This is a genomic window from Mycobacterium sp. smrl_JER01 (assembly GCF_048513595.2).
Taxonomy (GTDB): domain Bacteria; phylum Actinomycetota; class Actinomycetes; order Mycobacteriales; family Mycobacteriaceae; genus Mycobacterium.
Map to the genome: position 1 here is coordinate 945,425 of NZ_JBLXXK020000001.1, position 17,504 is coordinate 962,928.

At 67.9% G+C, this 17,504-nt stretch carries 14 protein-coding genes; 8 read left to right on the forward strand and 6 right to left on the reverse strand.

Annotated elements, in window-relative coordinates; all coding sequences use genetic code 11:
• Positions 1-5: 5 nt before the first annotated feature.
• On the forward strand, positions 6-1,928 hold the full coding sequence (gyrB, locus tag ACNUDN_RS04580; protein ID WP_431959413.1) for a DNA topoisomerase (ATP-hydrolyzing) subunit B: 1,923 nt from the start codon (positions 6-8) through the stop codon (positions 1,926-1,928).
• Between the two features lie 42 nt (positions 1,929-1,970).
• Here the strand turns inward: gyrB and ACNUDN_RS04585 are convergent, their stop codons facing one another.
• Positions 1,971-2,309: a DUF202 domain-containing protein gene (locus ACNUDN_RS04585; RefSeq protein WP_419120848.1), complete on the reverse strand. Its 339-nt coding sequence runs from the start codon at positions 2,307-2,309 to the stop codon at positions 1,971-1,973.
• Positions 2,306-2,671 carry a YidH family protein gene (locus ACNUDN_RS04590; RefSeq protein WP_419120849.1) on the reverse strand — a complete coding sequence of 122 codons (366 nt, stop codon included), beginning with the start codon at positions 2,669-2,671 and terminating at the stop codon, positions 2,306-2,308. The genes ACNUDN_RS04585 and ACNUDN_RS04590 overlap by 4 nt, the downstream gene beginning before the upstream one ends.
• A gap of 265 nt (positions 2,672-2,936) precedes the next feature.
• Between ACNUDN_RS04590 and ACNUDN_RS04595 the strand changes: the two genes are divergently transcribed.
• The 6 genes from ACNUDN_RS04595 (at position 2,937) to ACNUDN_RS04620 (ending at position 12,494) form a co-directional block, all read left to right on the forward strand.
• Positions 2,937-4,391, forward strand: a complete 1,455-nt coding sequence (locus ACNUDN_RS04595; RefSeq protein ID WP_419120850.1) for an ABC transporter substrate-binding protein — start codon at positions 2,937-2,939, stop codon at positions 4,389-4,391.
• A gap of 45 nt (positions 4,392-4,436) precedes the next feature.
• The gene (locus ACNUDN_RS04600; RefSeq protein ID WP_419120851.1) at positions 4,437-5,318 is read left to right on the forward strand and encodes an ABC transporter permease; all 882 of its coding nucleotides are present in this window, start codon (positions 4,437-4,439) and stop codon (positions 5,316-5,318) included.
• Complete coding sequence (locus ACNUDN_RS04605) at positions 5,315-6,070, forward strand: ABC transporter ATP-binding protein (RefSeq protein WP_419120852.1); 756 nt, start codon at positions 5,315-5,317, stop codon at positions 6,068-6,070. The genes ACNUDN_RS04600 and ACNUDN_RS04605 overlap by 4 nt, the downstream gene beginning before the upstream one ends.
• A 23-nt stretch (positions 6,071-6,093) precedes the next feature.
• Complete coding sequence (locus ACNUDN_RS04610) at positions 6,094-7,593, forward strand: SulP family inorganic anion transporter (protein WP_419120853.1); 1,500 nt, start codon at positions 6,094-6,096, stop codon at positions 7,591-7,593.
• A gap of 124 nt (positions 7,594-7,717) precedes the next feature.
• A complete protein-coding gene (locus ACNUDN_RS04615) occupies positions 7,718-9,874 on the forward strand; it encodes a molybdopterin-containing oxidoreductase family protein (protein ID WP_419120854.1) in 2,157 nt (718 codons plus the stop codon).
• A 295-nt stretch (positions 9,875-10,169) separates the two neighbouring features.
• Positions 10,170-12,494 carry an esterase-like activity of phytase family protein gene (locus tag ACNUDN_RS04620; protein ID WP_419120855.1) on the forward strand — a complete coding sequence of 775 codons (2,325 nt, stop codon included), beginning with the start codon at positions 10,170-10,172 and terminating at the stop codon, positions 12,492-12,494.
• Positions 12,495-12,498: 4 nt separating this feature from the next.
• Here ACNUDN_RS04620 and ACNUDN_RS04625 read toward each other — a convergent pair whose 3' ends face one another.
• From ACNUDN_RS04625 to ilvD, 3 genes are all read right to left on the reverse strand, one after another.
• Positions 12,499-13,083 carry a TetR/AcrR family transcriptional regulator gene (locus tag ACNUDN_RS04625; protein ID WP_419120856.1) on the reverse strand — a complete coding sequence of 195 codons (585 nt, stop codon included), beginning with the start codon at positions 13,081-13,083 and terminating at the stop codon, positions 12,499-12,501.
• A gap of 90 nt (positions 13,084-13,173) precedes the next feature.
• Entirely contained in the window at positions 13,174-13,752 is a 579-nt protein-coding gene (locus ACNUDN_RS04630) for a TetR family transcriptional regulator (RefSeq protein ID WP_419120857.1), read from the reverse strand.
• A gap of 384 nt (positions 13,753-14,136) precedes the next feature.
• Positions 14,137-15,978 (reverse strand): dihydroxy-acid dehydratase, encoded by a 1,842-nt coding sequence (ilvD, locus tag ACNUDN_RS04635; protein WP_419120858.1) that lies wholly within the window; start codon positions 15,976-15,978, stop codon positions 14,137-14,139.
• A gap of 87 nt (positions 15,979-16,065) precedes the next feature.
• On the opposite strand from ilvD, the gene ACNUDN_RS04640 reads away from it, so the two are divergent.
• Positions 16,066-16,911, forward strand: a complete 846-nt coding sequence (locus tag ACNUDN_RS04640; RefSeq protein WP_419120859.1) for a helix-turn-helix transcriptional regulator — start codon at positions 16,066-16,068, stop codon at positions 16,909-16,911.
• On the opposite strand, the gene ACNUDN_RS04645 is transcribed toward ACNUDN_RS04640, so the two are convergent.
• Positions 16,887-17,489, reverse strand: a complete 603-nt coding sequence (locus tag ACNUDN_RS04645) for a TetR-like C-terminal domain-containing protein (protein ID WP_419120860.1) — start codon at positions 17,487-17,489, stop codon at positions 16,887-16,889. The genes ACNUDN_RS04640 and ACNUDN_RS04645 overlap by 25 nt on opposite strands.
• Positions 17,490-17,504 lie beyond the last annotated feature (15 nt).

The following is a 17,504-nucleotide window of genomic DNA, read 5'->3' on the forward strand; positions in this document are numbered from 1 at the left end:
CGGCGATGACGTCGTCGAACAGCTATGGCGCCGAATCCATCACGATCCTGGAAGGTCTGGACGTCGTCCGCAAGCGGCCCGGGATGTACATCGGGTCCACCGGTGAGCGCGGCCTGCACCACATGATCTGGGAGGTCGTCGACAACGGGGTCGACGAGGCGATGGCCGGGCACGCCAGCCGGGTCGAGGTGACCCTGCTGGCCGACGGCGGCGTGGAGGTCGTCGACGACGGCCGCGGGATCCCGGTGGCGCAGCACGTCACCGGGATCCCCACCATCGACGTGGTGATGACCCAGCTCCATGCCGGCGGCAAGTTCGACTCCGATTCCTACAGTGTCTCCGGTGGGCTGCACGGTGTCGGCGTCTCGGTGGTCAACGCGCTGTCCACCCGCGTCGAGGTCGAGATCCGCCGCGACGGGTACGTCTGGTCGCAGAGCTACGACCGCTCCCTGCCCGGCGTCCTGACCCGAGGGCCACGTACCCCGGACACCGGTACCACGGTGAGGTTCTGGGCCGACCCGGACATCTTCGAGACCGTCACCTACAGCGTCGAGAAGGTCGCCCGGCGACTGCAGGAGATGGCGTTTCTGAACCGGGGCCTGACGCTCACCCTCGACGACCGACGCGACGCCGACGCCGGCCCGCGCACCTTCCACTACGCCGACGGCCTGGTCGACTTCGTGACGCACCTGAACCGGACCCGGGAGCCCATTCAGCCGTCGATCGTCGGGTTCACCGGCGCCGCAACCGGCATCGAGGTCGAGGTGGCGATGCAGTGGAACGCCGGCTACACCGAGTCGGTGCACACTTTCGCCAATACCATCAACACCCATGAGGGCGGCACCCATGAGGAGGGGTTCCGGGCGGCGCTGACGTCGGTGGTGAACAAGTACGCCCGGGACAAGAAGTTGCTCAAGGACAAGGACCCGAACCTCACCGGCGACGACATCCGCGAGGGTTTGGCCGCGGTGATCGCGGTCAAGATCGCCGAACCGCAATTCGAAGGGCAGACCAAAACCCGGCTGGGCAACGCCGAGGTGCGCTCCTGTGTGCAGAAGGTGTGCCACGAACGGTTGACGCACTGGTTCGAGGCCAATCCGGCCGAGGCGAAGACCGTCATCACCAAGGTCACGTCCTCGGCGCACGCGCGGCTGGCCGCCCGCAAAGCCCGCGACCTGGTGCGGCGCAAGAGTGCCACCGATATCGGTGGGTTGCCCGGTAAGTTGGCCGATTGCCGGTCCACGGATCCGACGAAGTCGGAACTGTATGTGGTGGAGGGTGATTCGGCCGGTGGTTCGGCCAAGAGCGGCCGGGATTCGATGTTTCAGGCGATCCTGCCGTTGCGGGGCAAGATCATCAACGTGGAGAAGGCCCGTATCGACCGGGTGCTCAAGAACACCGAGGTGCAGGCGATCATCACCGCGTTGGGCACCGGGATCCACGACGAGTTCGACATCGAGAAGCTGCGGTATCACAAGATCGTGTTGATGGCCGACGCCGATGTCGATGGCCAGCACATCTCGACGTTGCTGCTGACGTTGTTGTTCCGGTTCATGAAGCCGTTGGTGGAAAACGGGCACATCTTCTTGGCTCAGCCTCCGCTGTACAAGTTGAAGTGGCAGCGCGCTGATCCGGAGTTCGCGTATTCGGATCGGGAGCGTGACGGTCTGCTGGAGGCCGGGCGTGCTGCGGGTAAGCGGATCAACGTCGATGACGGCATCCAGCGGTACAAGGGTCTGGGTGAGATGGATGCCAAGGAGTTGTGGGAGACCACGATGGATCCCTCGGTGCGGGTGCTGCGCCAGGTCACCCTCGACGATGCCGCCGCGGCCGACGAGCTGTTCTCCATCCTGATGGGCGATGATGTCGACGCCCGCCGCAGCTTCATCACCCGCAACGCCAAAGACATCCGCTTCCTCGACATCTGAGGACATCTGGGGACATCTGAGGATGATCGCTCAGGGTGTGCGTCACACCATCGGCAGGATCAGATAGGCGACCACCAGCGCCGACAACGTCAGCACCGCCGCCCCGGCACCCAGCACCTCGCGCCGGGCGGTCCGCGGGTGCGCGGTGAGGCTTCGGCGGCGCCGGACCCCGATCAGGAACACCGCACCCGTCACGACGCCGGCCGCGGCGCCCACCGCAAACCGCGTGGGCTGCTCGAACCCCTCGAAGCTCTCGAAGCTGTGGTCCTTGGCCAGGATCAGTCCTCCGGCGACCAGCGCGGCCAGGGAGGTGCGGGTCCAGGCCAGGTCGGTGCGCTCCGGCTGGAGACCACGATCCTGGGCCAGTGCGTCGCGGGTCACGCGGTGACCGTCAGACCCACCGTGGTCAGCCCGACCACGAGCAGACCGACTGTGAGGTAGATCGGCGTCCGCGGGCGGGGCAGTGCTCGGTCCCGCCGCATCGCGTGGTCCACCTGATACCACCGATGCAGACCCGCACCGGCCGTCAACATGGCGAGCACGCCGACGGCCCCGCCGAGTGCGTGCCGCAGACCGGGCACACCGAGCTCGGGCAAGAACTGCACCACCGCGACCGCCGCGGCCAGCAGCCCCAGCGCCGTGCGCTGCCATGCCAGGAAGGTGCGCTCGTTGGCCAGGGTGAACCGGTAGTCCGGCTCGATCAGATCCGAGTCCTGTTCGGCAGCAACATGTTCGGTGGGCACCGTCCCAGTGTCCCGGCGGGTTGGCGCCGCCCGCCAGAATCGTCGCGGTGGCGTAACCCAGACTTCACCCAGACCGACGACACGGTCGTGGTCGAGCATCGTCGGACGACCGCGGCGTCGATCTCGACGCGTAGCCGCCCGGCGGAATCACGCAGAATCGGCACCGGTGACGCGTCGACCTCGGCGGATGAACGGCACCGATGGCGTAACTGCCGTGCAACGTCCAGTGACGGCGAGGTAACAGAAGACCTCGACTCTGGGTTGCGTGACCGACCGAACACAGACCTCTGCGCCCCGGCGCCGCCGCGCTGCCGCCGTGCTGGCGGCCCTGGCCACGGTGGGCGCCCAGGCGCTGACCGGGTGCGGACTGCTGACCGATCCGACGGTGACCGTGAACGTCGGCTACCAATCCAAAACCATCAACACCGTCAACGCCGGCACCCTGCTGCGCGACAGTCGGGCGTTCGAGGAGGCCCTCGACCGGCTCGGCGCCGAGACCGGCCGCAGATACCGCGTGGTGTGGCAGGACTTCTCGTCCGGTGCGCCGCTGACCGCGCAGATGATGGCCACCCACGTCGACATCGGATCGATGGGCGATTACCCGCTGCTGACCAACGGGTCCAAAACCCGCCGGTACGCCGACGCCGAGACCGAGATGATCGCGACCACCGGTTACAGCCTGCGCGGGTCACTCAATCAGGTGGTGGTTCCGGCCAACTCGTCAGCGCGCAGCTTGGCCGACCTGACCGGACAGCGGGTCTCGACCAGCCTCGGGTCGGCCGGCGACGGCATGTTCTCGACAGCGTTGCAGCGCAACGATATCGACCGGGACGCCGTGCACGTGGTCAACCAGGACCCGGCGGTCGGCGCTGCCGCCATCGAAGGTGGACAGGTGGACGCGCTCGCGCAGTTCGTGCCCTGGCCGCAGCTGGTGATCTTCCGCGACCAGGGGCGGCTGCTCTACGACGGCGGCGACAACGAGGTCCCGACCTTCCACGGCGTCGTCGTGCGCAAGCATTTCGCCGCCGACAACCCCGACGTGATGTCGGCGTTCATGGCGGCGGTCAAAACCACCACCGACGCCATCGTCGCCGACCCGCTCCGGGCCGCTCAGCGGGTCAGCGCGCTCACCGGCATCGAACCCGAGGTGGTGTACCTCTACAACGGGCCTAATGGTCTGGTCTCGTTCGACATGACCGTGAAACCGCAGTTCGCCGCCGCGTTCGATCAGGTCAAGCAGTTCCTGGTGCAGCGCGGCTCGGTCACGCCCGACTTCGACGTCCCCGGATTCGTCGACGACAGCCATCTGCGCGCACTGTTCGGACCCGACTACGAGCGGCGCCGCGAGGACGTCACCAACCCGGCGGCGTTGAGCGGGACCGACGACCTGTGCCGGTTGCCCGTCGACGATCCGGCGCAGGCGTCCGAGGTGTGGGCGTCCGGCGCCGACGACACCATGGTCGCGGCCACGCCCACCTGCCTGCTGCGCCGGGTGGCCGCCACCGAGCAGGTGCGCGCCGCCTACGTCCCCGACACCCTCACCGGGATCCGGTTGTTCGCCGATCACGCGGTGTGGCTGCACGACCCGGACGCGCCACCGCTGCAGCGGTACAAGCCGTTCGCCACCGACGCCGGCGCCGACACCTACCGCGCCGACCATCCGCAGGCGACGCCGGTCGGCTACCAGGCCGCGGTCTCACAGTCGAGATCGTCCGGCTGAGCCACCCCACCCCCAAACCCCGACGAAGGACGAAGGAGACACGAGATGACGCTCACCGTGAACGACGTGGGGACGGTGCCCACCCGGGCACCGGCCGCCCCACCCCGGCCACACCTGCACGAGACCCTCGCCAACGCGCTGTCGGGCCGGCTGCGCACCCGCACCGCCGCGTTCGTGCTGCCGTTGATCCCGATCGCCGGCTTCCTGGTGCTGTGGCATCTGCTGACCACCTACGGTGTGGTCGCGTGGCTGCGGTTCAACCGGATGCCCACCCCGGCCGCCGTACTCGACGCGTTCGTCGCGCGCGTCGGCTCCGGCTCCTACTACGACGATCTGCTCGCCAGCCTGCAGCGGATCCTGCTCGGCTTCGGGCTGGCCGCCGTCATCGGCATAGCGCTGGGCATCCTGGTCGGCCGCTCCGAGGTGGCGCGGATGACGTTGCGGCCCTTCATCGAGATCATCCGGCCGATCCCGGCGATCGCACTGGTGCCGCTGACGATCCTGCTGTTCCCGTCCAGCGAGCAGGGCATCGTGTTCATCACCTTCTTCGCCGCGTTCTTCCCGGTCGTGGTCAGCACCATCCATGCGATGGACTCGCTGCCCAAGGTGTGGGAGGAAGCCGCCCAGACGATGGGCGCGGGCCGGGTGTCGCTGCTGTTCCAGGTGATCCTGCCGGGCGCGCTGCCCGGAATCTTCGCCGGGCTTTCGGTGGCGATGGGTGTCGCATGGATCTGCGTGGTCAGCGCGGAGATGATCTCCGGCCAGTTCGGCATCGGCTACTACACCTGGCAGTCCTACGGGCTGCTGGACTACGCCGGTGTCGTCGTCGGCATGCTCTCGATCGGCGCGCTCGGGCTGGCCACCGCGTGGCTCGTCGAGTACGTCGGACGCCGGGTGAACCACTGGCTGCCGAGGGCGAGCCGATGAGCACCGGAGCCGTCACCCTCGACAAGCTGAAGCTGGGATTCAACGGTGTCCTCGCCGCCGACATCACCCTGACCGTCGACCCCGGTGAGGTCATCGTCTTCCTCGGCCCGTCCGGCTGCGGCAAGTCGACGATCCTGCGCGCCATGGCCGGGCTGCTCACCCCGATGGGTGGCACCGCCACGGTCGACGGCGCAGCCGTCACGGGCAACGCCGCCCAGTGCGCCATGGTCTTCCAGGAGGATGCGCTGTTCCCGTGGCGCAGTGCGCTCAAGAACGTGCAGTATCCGATCCGGCTGCGCGGCGTGCGCGGCCGGGAACTCAAACGCGCGGCCACCGCACGGCTGGAGCAGGTGGGCCTGGGCGCCTACCTCGACCACCTGCCCAGCCAGCTGTCGGGGGGTATGCGTCAACGGGTGCAGCTCGCCCGCACCCTGGCCTGTGAGCCGCAGGTGATGCTGATGGACGAGCCGTTCGGGGCGCTCGACGCCCAGACGCGGATGGATATGCAGCGGCTCCTGATGTCGGTGTGGGAGGCCCAGCAGATGACGATCCTGTTCGTCACCCACGACGTCGACGAGGCGCTGCTGCTGGCCGACCGCGTGGTGCTGCTCAGCCACCGGCCGGCCACCGTCGCCGACATCATCACCATCGACAACCCGCGCTCACCCGAGGCGCAGTTCCACGAGGACTATCAGCAGCTGCGCCGCAGCATCCTCGACTTCCTCGGCCACAGCCCGGCGCAGAGCGCCTGAACCGTCACCACCAGGAGAACCTTGTGAGCGTCAGCGTGCCCGTCGCCCGGGACCAGAGCCCGGTGACACCGTCTGTGCTGCAGGCACTTCGGTCACCGACGCTGCTGCGCACCGAGGTGCTCGCCGGGCTGGTGGTGGCGCTGGCGCTCATCCCCGAGGCGATTGCGTTCTCGGTGATCGCCGGGGTCGATCCCCGTGTCGGCTTGTTCTCGTCGGTGACCATGGCGATCACCATCGCCATCACCGGCGGCCGACCCGCCATGATCTCGGCGGCGACCGCGGCGGTGGCTTTGGTGGTGGCACCGGTGGCCCGTGAGCACGGGGTGGGCTACCTGGTGGCCACCATCGCGCTGGCCGGGGTGATCCAGGTGCTGCTGGCGGTCGGCGGAGTGGCGAAGCTGATGCGGTTCATCCCGCGCAGCGTGATGATCGGCTTCGTCAACGCGCTGGCCATCCTGGTGTTCGCCTCCCAGGTGCCGCACCTGCTTGGGGTGCCGTGGCTGGTGTACCCGCTGACCGCGGTCGGCCTGCTGGTGATGGTGCTGCTGCCGAAGGTGACCACGGCGGTACCCGCACCGCTGGTGGTCGTGCTGGTGTTGACGGCGCTGGTGGCGCTGTTCGGCTGGCAGGTGCCCGACGTCGGCGACCAGGGCGCGCTGCCGGATTCGCTTCCGGTGCCCGGCATTCCACACGTGCCGCTGACCTGGGAGACGTTACGCATCATCGCCCCCTACGCGCTCGGTGCGGCAGCGGTGGGACTGCTGGAGTCGCTGATGACGGCCAAGCTCGTCGACGACATCACCGAGACACCGTCGAACAAGACCCGGGAGGCGTGGGGGCAGGGCACCGCCAACATCGTCACCGCGATGTTCGGCGGCATGGGCGGCTGCGCGGTGGTCGGCCAGACGATGATGAACGTCAAGGTGGCCCGGGCGCGCACCCGGCTCTCCACCTTTCTGTCCGGGGTGTTCATCCTGGTGCTCGTCGTCGCTCTCGGACCCGTCGTCGGGATGATCCCGATGGCGGCGCTGGTGGCCGTGATGATCGTGGTGTCGGTGGCCACCCTCGACTGGCACAGCATCGCGCCACGCACCCTGAAGATGATGCCGCGCAGCGAAACCGCGGTGATGTTGGTGACCGTCATCGGCACCGTCGCCACCGGCAACCTGGCGATCGGGGTGGCGCTGGGCGTACTGGCCGCGATGGTCGGCTTTGCCCGCCGGGTCGCGCATCTGACCACTGTCGAATGCGACGACGCACCGGGTAGGCGGACCTACCGGGTGCGCGGTGAGCTGTTCTTCGCGTCCAGCAACGACCTGATCCACCAGTTCGGCTATGCCGAGGATCCCGACGATGTGGTGATCGACCTGTCGGGCACCGATGTCTGGGACGCGTCGTCGGTGGCGACCCTCGACGCGATCCGGCAGAAGTACCAGGCACGCGGAAAGACGGTGACGCTGATCGGGCTCGACGGCGCAAGCCTGGACCGGCTGACCAGACTGTCGGGCCGGCTCGGTGTCTGAACGGAATTGCCGATGCTGTGTGGGCCGGCGCCCAGCGAGGTCACATCCCTTTAATGTGGGTGACATCGCGTTGGCACACCCATGTCCTTGACTGGTACGCACAGCCGACTCACAAGGACCCGCGATGAAAGAACTGACGATCGTGCGGGGTGCCTGCCCCCACGACTGCCCCGACACCTGCGCGATGCTCTACCACGTCGAAGACGGCAAACTTGTTGACGTCAAGGGAGATCCGGAACATCCGATGACCCGCGGCGGACTGTGCGTGAAGGTCAAGAACTTTCACGAACACCACTACCAGTCCGACCGGCTGCTCTACCCGATGCGTCGGGTGGGCCCCAAGGGCGCCGGCGAGTTCGAGCGCATCACCTGGGAGGAGGCGCTCGCCGAGATCAAAGCCCGGTGGACCTCGATCATCGACGAGTACGGCAGCCAGGCGATCATGCCGCACGCCTACCTCGGCCACCAGGGTGTGCTCAACGGGCTGACCTCCGGCGACGCCTTCTTCAACCGGCTGGGCTCGACCGTCGCGGAGAAGACCTACTGCGAGTCCGGGTCCTCGACCGCGTGGCACATGACCGTCGGCGGGTCCGGCGGCCTGGACGTCGAGTCGATGGCGCACTCGAAGTACATCATCGTCTGGGGCATGAACATGACCAGCACGAATCTGCACGGCTGGCCGTTCCTGCTGGAAGCGCGAAAGAACAACGGCGCCAAGATCGTCGTCATCGACCCGATGCGCAATCGCACTGCCCGGCAAGCGGACTGGCATATCCCGATCCGGCCCGGCACCGACGGCGCACTGGCGATGGGCATGATCCACGAGATCATCGCCCAGGGGTTGACCGACGACGACTACATCCAGCGATACACCGTCGGATACGACGAACTCGCCGCGCGTGCCGCCAACTACCCGCCCGAACGCGTGGAGGAGATCACCGGCATACCCGCCGAGGACGTCCGGACGCTGGCGCGCGAGTACGCGACCACGGCACCCGCGGCGATCCGCCAGGGCGTGGCGCTGGAACGCAGTCGCGGCGGTGGCCAGGCGATCCGGGCCATCACCTGCCTGCCCGCGCTGGTGGGCGCGTGGCGGCATGTCGGTGGCGGCACCATGGAGATGCCGATCTGGGAGTTCCCCACCAAGTTCGACGCGATCTGCATGCCCGCGTGGATCCCCGAGGGCACCCGGGTGGTCAACGAACTCGACCTCGGGATGGCGCTGACCGGGGAGATGGAACTCGATCCGCCCATCAAATCGCTGTTCGTCTACAACTCGAACCCGGTGTCGCAGGGGCCCGCGCAGGAGAAGACGATGCGGGGGCTGTTGCGCGACGACCTGTTCACCGTCGTCAGTGAGCACTTCGTCACCGACACAGCGAAATTCGCCGACCTGCTACTGCCGGCCACCATGCAGGCCGAGCAGCTCGACATCATGGTGACGTGGGGACACCTCTACATCTCGCTGAACCAGCCCGCGATCGAGCCGCCGGGGGAGTGCGTGCCCAACGTGGAGCTGTTCCGGCGGCTGGCCAAGACCATGGAGTTCGACGAGGCGTCCATGGCGTACTGGAACCGCACCGACCGGCAGATGCTCATCGACTTCCACGACTGGGACGCCCCCGCGCTGGCCGGCATCACCTACGAGAAGCTCGAAGAGGTCGGCTGGATGCGCCTGGCCGTCGGCACACCCGACACCCGGGCCCCGCACGCGGAGGGGAACTTCCCGACCCCGTCGGGCAAGTGCGAGTTCAAATCCAGTCTCGCCGAGGGCGGAAACTTCGTCGTCCCGGTCTGGCGTTCGATGTACGACGCGATGCAACCCGGAGGCTACGTCGACCCGGTGCCCGACTATGTGCCGCCTTTTGAATCGCCGCAGTCCAATCCTGAACTGGCGCAACGGTATCCGCTGTCCATCATCTCGCCGAAGCCGCATGCCTTCCTCAACAGCCAGTACGGCAACGCCGCGGACAAGCAGCAGGTGCAGGGCGGGCAGCGGGTGTTCATCCACCCCGTCGACGCCGCCGAGCGTGACATCGCCGAAGGCGACCTGGTGCGGGTCTTCAACGACCGCGGCTCATTCCAGGGGCCGGCCGCCTATGAGGCCGGTCTGATGCCCGGCCTGGTGATGGCCAATGTCGGGCACTGGCAGGGCAAGACGTCGGGCACCACGGTCAACGCGATCACCGCCGACCGGCACTGCTCGCTGGGCAATGCTGGGGTCTACGGCGATAACCTCGTCGAGGTCGAGAAGGTCGAAGAGCAGGCCGTCGCCAGCTGACCCCCGGCGGTGGTGGGGCTCGTCATCTGCGGGACGTCCGGGGCTGGGTGCTTAGGGCTGGGTGCTTAGGGCTACGGTCTGGGTTGAGTCTGCGTTGAGGGCCAGGTCTTCTCGGACTTTGTCGCCGTAGGCGCAGTCTCGACGCCTTTTGTCGCCATAGGTGCAGTCTCGATGCCTTGTGCCGCTGAGTGCCGGCCACCAACCCGTCACCGGGCGTTCATCTTCTGATCTTGATGCCCTCATCTGCCCGCGACAAGCTCAACCGTCCCATCGGCACAACTGAAGAGGGTGACGGATGACGCGCCTGATCCGCGCGGCGGCGACCGCGACGATCCCGGTACTGCTGCTCGCGGCCTGCTCGAGCGGATCCCAGGACGAGGCGCCGGAGCCGTCCCGCCCCGACACCCCGTGGGCCACCCCGGCCCTGGACTTCAACCTGCCGGACGCGCAGCGCTACCACCGCACCGCCACCTACCCGGTGTATCTGAACCAACCCGCCGGCGAGGATCCTGCCGCCGAGACCGTCGCGGAGATCTCGACGGTCACCCCCGACGGCAACACCGTCATCTACACCGACGCCGCCGCCAAGCGCATCGGCTTCCTGGACATCCGCAACCCGGCCGAACCCGTTGGACTGGGCACGCTTTCACTGGTCGAACTCGGCGATTCCGACGACCAGCCCACCTCGGTGGCGGCGTTCGGCGACGTCGTCCTCGTGGTCGTGGACACCACCGGCGGTGAATTCACCAGACCGTCCGGGCGGGTCGATGTGGTGCGGGTCGCCGATCGCACCCGCGTGCACAGCATCGACCTCGGTGGCCAGCCGGATTCCATCGCGATCGCCGGAGACGGTTCCTTCGCCGCCATCGCGATGGAGAACCAGCGCGACGAGGAGTTCACCCCGCCCGGAGCCGAGGAAGGTGACCTGCCGCAACCGCCGACCGGGTTCCTGCAGCTGATCGATCTCGCCGGAGCACCCACCGGCTGGACGCCGCGCCGAGTCGACTTCGACGTCGAGGCTGCCCGCGCCGCAGGTCTGGACACCCCGGAAGACCTGGAGCCCGAATACGTCAGCATCAATTCCCGGGGCCAGGTCGCGGTCACGCTGCAGGAGAACAACGGCATCGCCGTGGTCGACGGTCGCACCGGACAGGTGCAGAAGATCTTCAGCGCCGGCACCGCCTCCGTCGCCGGTATCGACACCGCCGAGGACGGCGCCATCGACCAGACCGGGTCGATCACCGACACCCCGCGCGAGCCCGACGCGATCGGCTGGATCGGCGACGACCATGTCGCCACCGCCAACGAAGGTGACTGGAAAGGCGGCACCCGCGGCTGGACCATCTTCGACGCCGCGACCGGTGAGGTGGTGTGGGATGCCGGCAACACCGTCGAGCAGCTCGCGGTGCGCACCGGTATGCACATCGAAAGCCGGTCGGAGTCCAAGGGGCCCGAGCCCGAAGGGCTGGCGATCACCGACATCGGGGGCACGCCGACAGCGCTTGTGGCCTCCGAGCGCAGCAACTTCGTCGCGGTCTACGACGTCAGCGACGTCACCGCGCCCGAGTTCCGTCAGATCCTTCCGACCACCCCCGGCCCCGAGGGGATCCTGCCGGTCCCGTCGCGGGACCTGCTCGTCATCTCCTCAGAGGCCGATGATGCCGAGGCCCGCGTCCGCGCCTCGGTCGGCGTCTACGGGTTTGGCTCCGAATTCGCCGGCGCCACACCGCCGTTCCCGTCCATCGTGTCCGGCGACGTCGACGGTGTTCCGATCGGGTGGGGTGCACTGGGGGCGCTGTCGGCCGACCCGCAGGACGAGAACCGGCTCTACACCGCCACCGACAACGCTTACGGCCCCGCACGCATCCTCGGTATCGACCTCACCAAGACCCCGGCGCTGATCGACACCGCGCTGCCGGTCACCGACAACGGTGACGCGGTGACCCTGGACGTGGAGGGTGTCGCTGCCAAGCCTGACGGCGGCTTCGTTCTGGCCGTCGAAGGTGAGGAAGGCCCCGATAATCAGCTGGTGTTCGTCGGCGCCGATGGCGCGATCGAGAACACGGTGTCGCTGCCCTCGGACATCGCGTCCGGACTGGGCGGTCAGGGTCTCGAAGGAGTCGCGGTCGACGGCGACGCGGTCTGGGTGGCACTGCAGCGCGAGGTGAAGACCGATCCCGAAGGCACGGTCCGGCTGGGTCGCTACCTACCCGCCGACGAGACCTGGCAGTGGTTCGGCTACCAGTTGGAGTCCACCGACATCGACGGTGACTGGATCGGGCTGTCCGAGATTCAGGTGTATGACGGCTCGCTGCTGATCCTGGAACGCGACAAACTCAACGGACCCGACGCCCGCGTGAAGGCCGTCTACCGGGTCGCCATCCCCGACGCCGGGGCCACCGGAGCCGAAGCGCCCCCGGTGCTGCCGAAGACATTGGCGCGCAACTTACTTCCCGACCTGCAGGCAAATCGGGGGTTCACCCAGGAGAAGGTCGAAGGCTTCGCGGTGGCCGGCAACGGCAACCTCTACGTCGTCACCGACAACGACGGCCTCGACGACGCCAACGGCGAGACGGTGTTCCTCGATCTGGGCCCGGCCGGGGAGGCGTTGGGCGGGTAGCCGGTCAGGACAGTCGTCGGTCCAGAATCGCCAGCGACCTCAGCACGGCCTCCTCGGGAAACGGGTTGTCGTGCGATGCCGCCATCAGCACCCCGACGATCGCCCCGGAGATCACCCGGCGCTCCGCCTCGTCGACGTCGTCGCCGAGACGCACCGCCAACGCCTCGGTGACGAGTTCGAGCAGTTCGATGTACGCGGCGTACATCAGGCCGCGGGCCTCCGGGATCGTGTACATCAGCCGCTCACCGTCGATCAGGTCGTCCCGTTCCTCCTGCGAGAGCGCGCCGAGAACCGAGGCGACGGCATGCCGGTACGCGGCGACGACGGACAGGTCGCGGGGGGCCTCGATGAACGCCTGCACGGTCGGTGACATCTTCTCGTCGGAGACCAGCAACGCCTCCTTGGCGCCGAAGTAGCGGTAGAAGGTGCGGGGCGAGACGTCGGCCGCCTGCGCGATCTGCTCGACGGTGGTGTCGGCATAGCCCTGCTCGGCGAACAGCCGCGACGCCGCGCGCCGGATCGCCAGGCGCGTCCGGGCCTTCTTGCGTTCCCGCAGCCCGGGCGCGGGTTCGAGCGCCAACACCGGCATAGTGTCTCCTGTCGCGACTTCTTCCCGAAGCCGAAATCCGAATCCGTCATCTCGGGCGGCGGCCCGCCGTGAGCCCGATCCACCGGGTGGTCAGGACATGCGTGCGTCCAGGATGGTCAGCGCCTTCGTCAGCTCCTCCTGGGGCAAGGGCCTGTTGTGTGAGATGGCGATGAGGACGCCGACGACCGCACCGGCGATCACCCGGCGTTCCAGTTCTCCGGTCTCCCGTTCGAGGCGCTCGTTCAAGGCTTCGGCGAGCGCGTCGATCAAACGGGTGTACTCGCCATAGATCAGGCCTCGCGCCTCCGGCACCTGATAGAGCAGTCGCTGCCCCTCGACCGCATCGTCGCGTTCCTCGCGGGACAACCCGCCGAACACCTCTTCCACGGCATGCCGGTAGGCGGCCGCGACCGACAGCTCCTTGGGTGCGTTGGCAAACGCGGCAACCATTGGCGAACTGTGGTCGTCAGAAATCAGCAGCGCTTCTTTAATCCGAAAATAGCGGTAGAAAGTGCGCGATGAAACATCGGCCGCTTCGGCGATCTGGTCGATGGTCGTATTCGCATAACCTTGTTCCTCGAACAGTCGGAAGGCCGCGCGACGTATCGCGAGACGGGTCTGCGTTTTCTTTCGCTCGCGCAGACTGCTGGACTCACCGGGGGCCGACACCAGGCAAGTTTCCCCTATGGCGCTTCATTCGACCAACATTCGCGACCGGTATTTTGCCGGTCGGTCCGGCGGCGGGCCGAGACCTTCGGCGAATACCGGCCCGGCGGCTGCCGGTGAATCAGCCATTGTCCACATTGCGCCCACAGTGCAGTCCATAAAGCGAGGGCGCCGTCGACTTGCCATACAAATGACTGGTACATGTGCTGGAACGCCCCAATACAAATGACTGGTCGAGCAAACTGCCAGTTCATGGCCTTACAGGTGTCAAGTCTGCCGGCGCGGACCGCGGCGGCGGGCAGAACGCCACCGCAGCGCACCGGTCCGATCACAGCGGTCCGAGCACAACGGGTCCGATCACACCGGGTCCGATCACACCGGGTCCGATCACAAGGTGGCCACGTCGCGCACCGCTCCCTTGTCCGCCGACAGCGCCAGCGCGGCATACGCCCTCAGCGCGGCCGACACCGTGCGCTGCCGATGGCGCGGCCGGTACCCGCCCGAGGCCTCCAGCTCGGCGCGGCGACGGTCCAGTTCGTCGTCGGGCACCTGCACGGCGATGGTGCGACGCGGGATGTCGATGGTGATCCGGTCCCCGTCTGCGACCAGCGCGATGACGCCCCCGGCGGCGGCTTCGGGGGAGACGTGGCCGACGGAAAGCCCCGACGACCCGCCCGAGAATCTCCCATCGGTGATCAACGCACACACCGTCGCCAGCCCCCGGCCCTTCAGGAAAGAGGTCGGGTACAGCATCTCCTGCATACCCGGTCCACCCTTGGGGCCCTCATAGCGGACCACCAGGACGTCACCGGCGCACACCCGGCCGCCCAGGATCGCCTCGACCGCGTCCTCCTGCGATTCCACCACGACGGCCGGCCCGGTGAACGTCAGGATCGACTCGTCCACCCCGGCGGTTTTGACGATGCAACCGTCCACCGCTAGATTTCCGCGCAGCACCGCCAGGCCGCCGTCCTGTGAATACGCATGGTGCGGGCCGCGAATGCACCCCTCGACGGCGTCGGTGTCCAGCGTCTCCCACCGCTGCGATTGCGAGAACGCCGTCGCCGATCGCACGCAGCCGGGCGCTGCGTGGAACAGCTCGACGGCCTGCGGGGACGCGGATCCACCGCGGATGTCCCAGCGCCGCAGCCACTCGGCCAGCGACCCGGAGTGCACCGAGTGCACGCTCTCGTGCAGATGCCCCGCTCGCCACAACTCACCGAGAATCGCGGGGATCCCGCCGGCACGGTGAACGTCTTCCATCAGGTAATGGCCATTGGGCGCCACCTTGCACAGGCACGGGATCGCCCGGCTGCGCTTCTCGATGTCCTCCAGCGTGTAGTCCAGTTCGGCCTCGCGCGCTGCGGCCAGCAGGTGCAGGACGGTGTTGGTTGAGCCGCCCATGGCAATGTCCATCGCCATCGCGTTGTCGAACGCGTCTCGTCCGGCGATGGCGCGCGGCAGCACGCTCACGTCGTCGCCGTCGTAGTAGCGGCGACACAGTTCCATCACCGTGGTGCCGGCGTCCTCATAGAGCGCGCGGCGGGCGGTGTGGGTGGCCAGCAGCGAGCCGTTCCCCGGCAACGCCAGGCCCAGCGCCTCGGTCAGGCAGTTCATCGAGTTCGCGGTGAACATGCCCGAGCAGGATCCGCAGGTCGGGCATGCCGCCGCCTCGATGCGGCTCAGATCGGCATCGGAGACCCCGCTGTCGGCGGCATCGGCGATCGTGGTGATCAGGTTCAGCCGGGTGCGCACGGTGCCGTCGACGAGGACCGCGGTGCCGCCCTCCATCGGGCCGCCGGAGACGAAGACGGTCGGGATGTCCAGCCGCAGCGCGGCCATCAACATGCCGGGAGTGATCTTGTCGCAGTTGGAGATACACACCAGCGCATCCGCACAGTGCGCATTGACCATGTACTCCACCGAGTCGGCGATCAGATCCCGGCTCGGCAACGAGTACAACATGCCGCCGTGACCCATCGCGATACCGTCGTCGACGGCGATGGTGTTGAACTCGCGCGGCACTCCACCGGCGGCGGTGATCGCGTCCGAGACGATGCGTCCCACCGGTTGCAGATGCGTGTGACCGGGCACGAATTCGGTGAAACTGTTGGCCACCGCGACTATGGGTTTGCCGATATCGGCACCGTCGACGCCCGCGGCGCGCAGCAATGCGCGCGCACCCACCATGTTGCGCCCGTGGGTGACCGTTCGTGATCGCAGCTCCATACCGTTCACGCTGCCGCGACAGTGGGTGCCCGGGAAGGCGGCGCCGATACCGGTAGCGCCACCACCACCCTCGCCTACTGTGGTGCCGTGGACAGACGTGCACAGCAGCGGCTCGCGCTCGGAGAGTTTCTGCGGGCGCGTCGAACCGCGTTGGTGCGCGCCGAACTCGGCCTTCCCGAGCTGCCCCGGTCCCGCACCGGCGGGCTGCGCCGCGAAGAGATCGCCGTGCAGGCCGGGGTGAGCGTCACCTGGTACACCTGGCTGGAGCAGGGCCGCGACATCAATCCGTCCAAGCAGGTGCTCGATGCCCTCGCCCGCACCCTGCGGATGTCGCCGGCCGAACACGAGTACGTGCTGGCACTGGGTGGCTACACGGTCGACCCGGCCGCCCTCGACGGCCCGCTGCCGGCCCACATCCAGAGGTTTCTCGACGCGATGGCCGACTATCCGGCGTTCGCGCTGACGCCGGACTGGGATATCGCCGCCTGGAACGACGGGTACACCGCCCTCTATCCGCCCATCGAGCAGGTGGCACCGAGCGATCGCAACCTGCTCTGGCTGGTGTTCATGGATCCCTACATCCGTAAGTTGTTGCCGGACTGGGACACCGACAGCCGACGCTTCCTCGCCGAGTTCCGGGCCGACGCCGGAACCCGGGTCGGGGAGCCGTCGTACACGGCGCTGGTGTCACGGTTGACCGACAGCAGTGCACATTTCGCGGCAGCCTGGCAGGCCACCGCGATCGAACGGTTCACCTCCCGCGAACGGCTGTTCCACCATCCGATCGCGGGAGAGCTGCGCCTTGAGCACCACCAGGTTGCACCCGTCGACGTGCCGGACGTCCAGATCGTCGCCTACCTGCCGGTGCCGAGTACCGATGCCGGCGACCGGCTCCGGCGGCTCGTCGCTCAGGTCGGCGACACGGCGCGGTAGACCATGTCGGCGATCGTCCGGCAGTAGTCGTCGTCCACCGGCTCGCCGGTGTACAGGGCGCGCATGTTGATCGGTGCGAGCAGCAGCTCCAGCGCGATGAAGTGGTCGATGCCGTCGCCCATCTCGCCGCGCCGGCGGGCCCGGTCGAACACCACACCGAGCTCAGCGGCCCGCGACCGCCACGCCGATCGCCGGATCTCGACGCTGGCGACGTGCACATCGCCGATGAGGTGGCCGCCGTGCAGTTTTCGTCCCGCCTCCGAGGCCACCATCGCCGCCATCCCGGCGGCCAGGTGGAACAGATCGGTACGCAACGACCCGCTGTCCGGCGGCGACGGCGGGTCGTCACCGGACCGCCGTGCCAGCGCCTCGAGGATCAACGTGTCGGAATCGGGCCAGCGCCGCTTGATCGCAGCGAGATCCAGCCCGTGCCGGTGGGCCATCGCCCCGGCATCGAACCGGTCGATACCCCACCGGCCGAGTTCGTCGCGCACCGCGGCGAACACCCGATCGTCGGCATCGCCGTCACGCAACTGCGCCTCGTGCGAACGCTGGTCGTGTGAACGGTCGTCGGTCACCTGGCAGCCTCCCCC

Coding starts and splice junctions, on each gene's coding strand:
- ACNUDN_RS04605 (WP_419120852.1), top strand. CDS start 5,315: ATGAGCACCGGAGCCGTCACCCTCGACAAGCTGAAGCTGGGATTCAAC.
- ilvD (WP_419120858.1), bottom strand. CDS start 15,978: ATGGAGCTGCGATCACGAACGGTCACCCACGGGCGCAACATGGTGGGT.
- gyrB (WP_431959413.1), top strand. CDS start 6: ATGACGTCGTCGAACAGCTATGGCGCCGAATCCATCACGATCCTGGAA.
- ACNUDN_RS04600 (WP_419120851.1), top strand. CDS start 4,437: ATGACGCTCACCGTGAACGACGTGGGGACGGTGCCCACCCGGGCACCG.
- ACNUDN_RS04625 (WP_419120856.1), bottom strand. CDS start 13,083: ATGCCGGTGTTGGCGCTCGAACCCGCGCCCGGGCTGCGGGAACGCAAG.
- ACNUDN_RS04620 (WP_419120855.1), top strand. CDS start 10,170: ATGACGCGCCTGATCCGCGCGGCGGCGACCGCGACGATCCCGGTACTG.
- ACNUDN_RS04615 (WP_419120854.1), top strand. CDS start 7,718: ATGAAAGAACTGACGATCGTGCGGGGTGCCTGCCCCCACGACTGCCCC.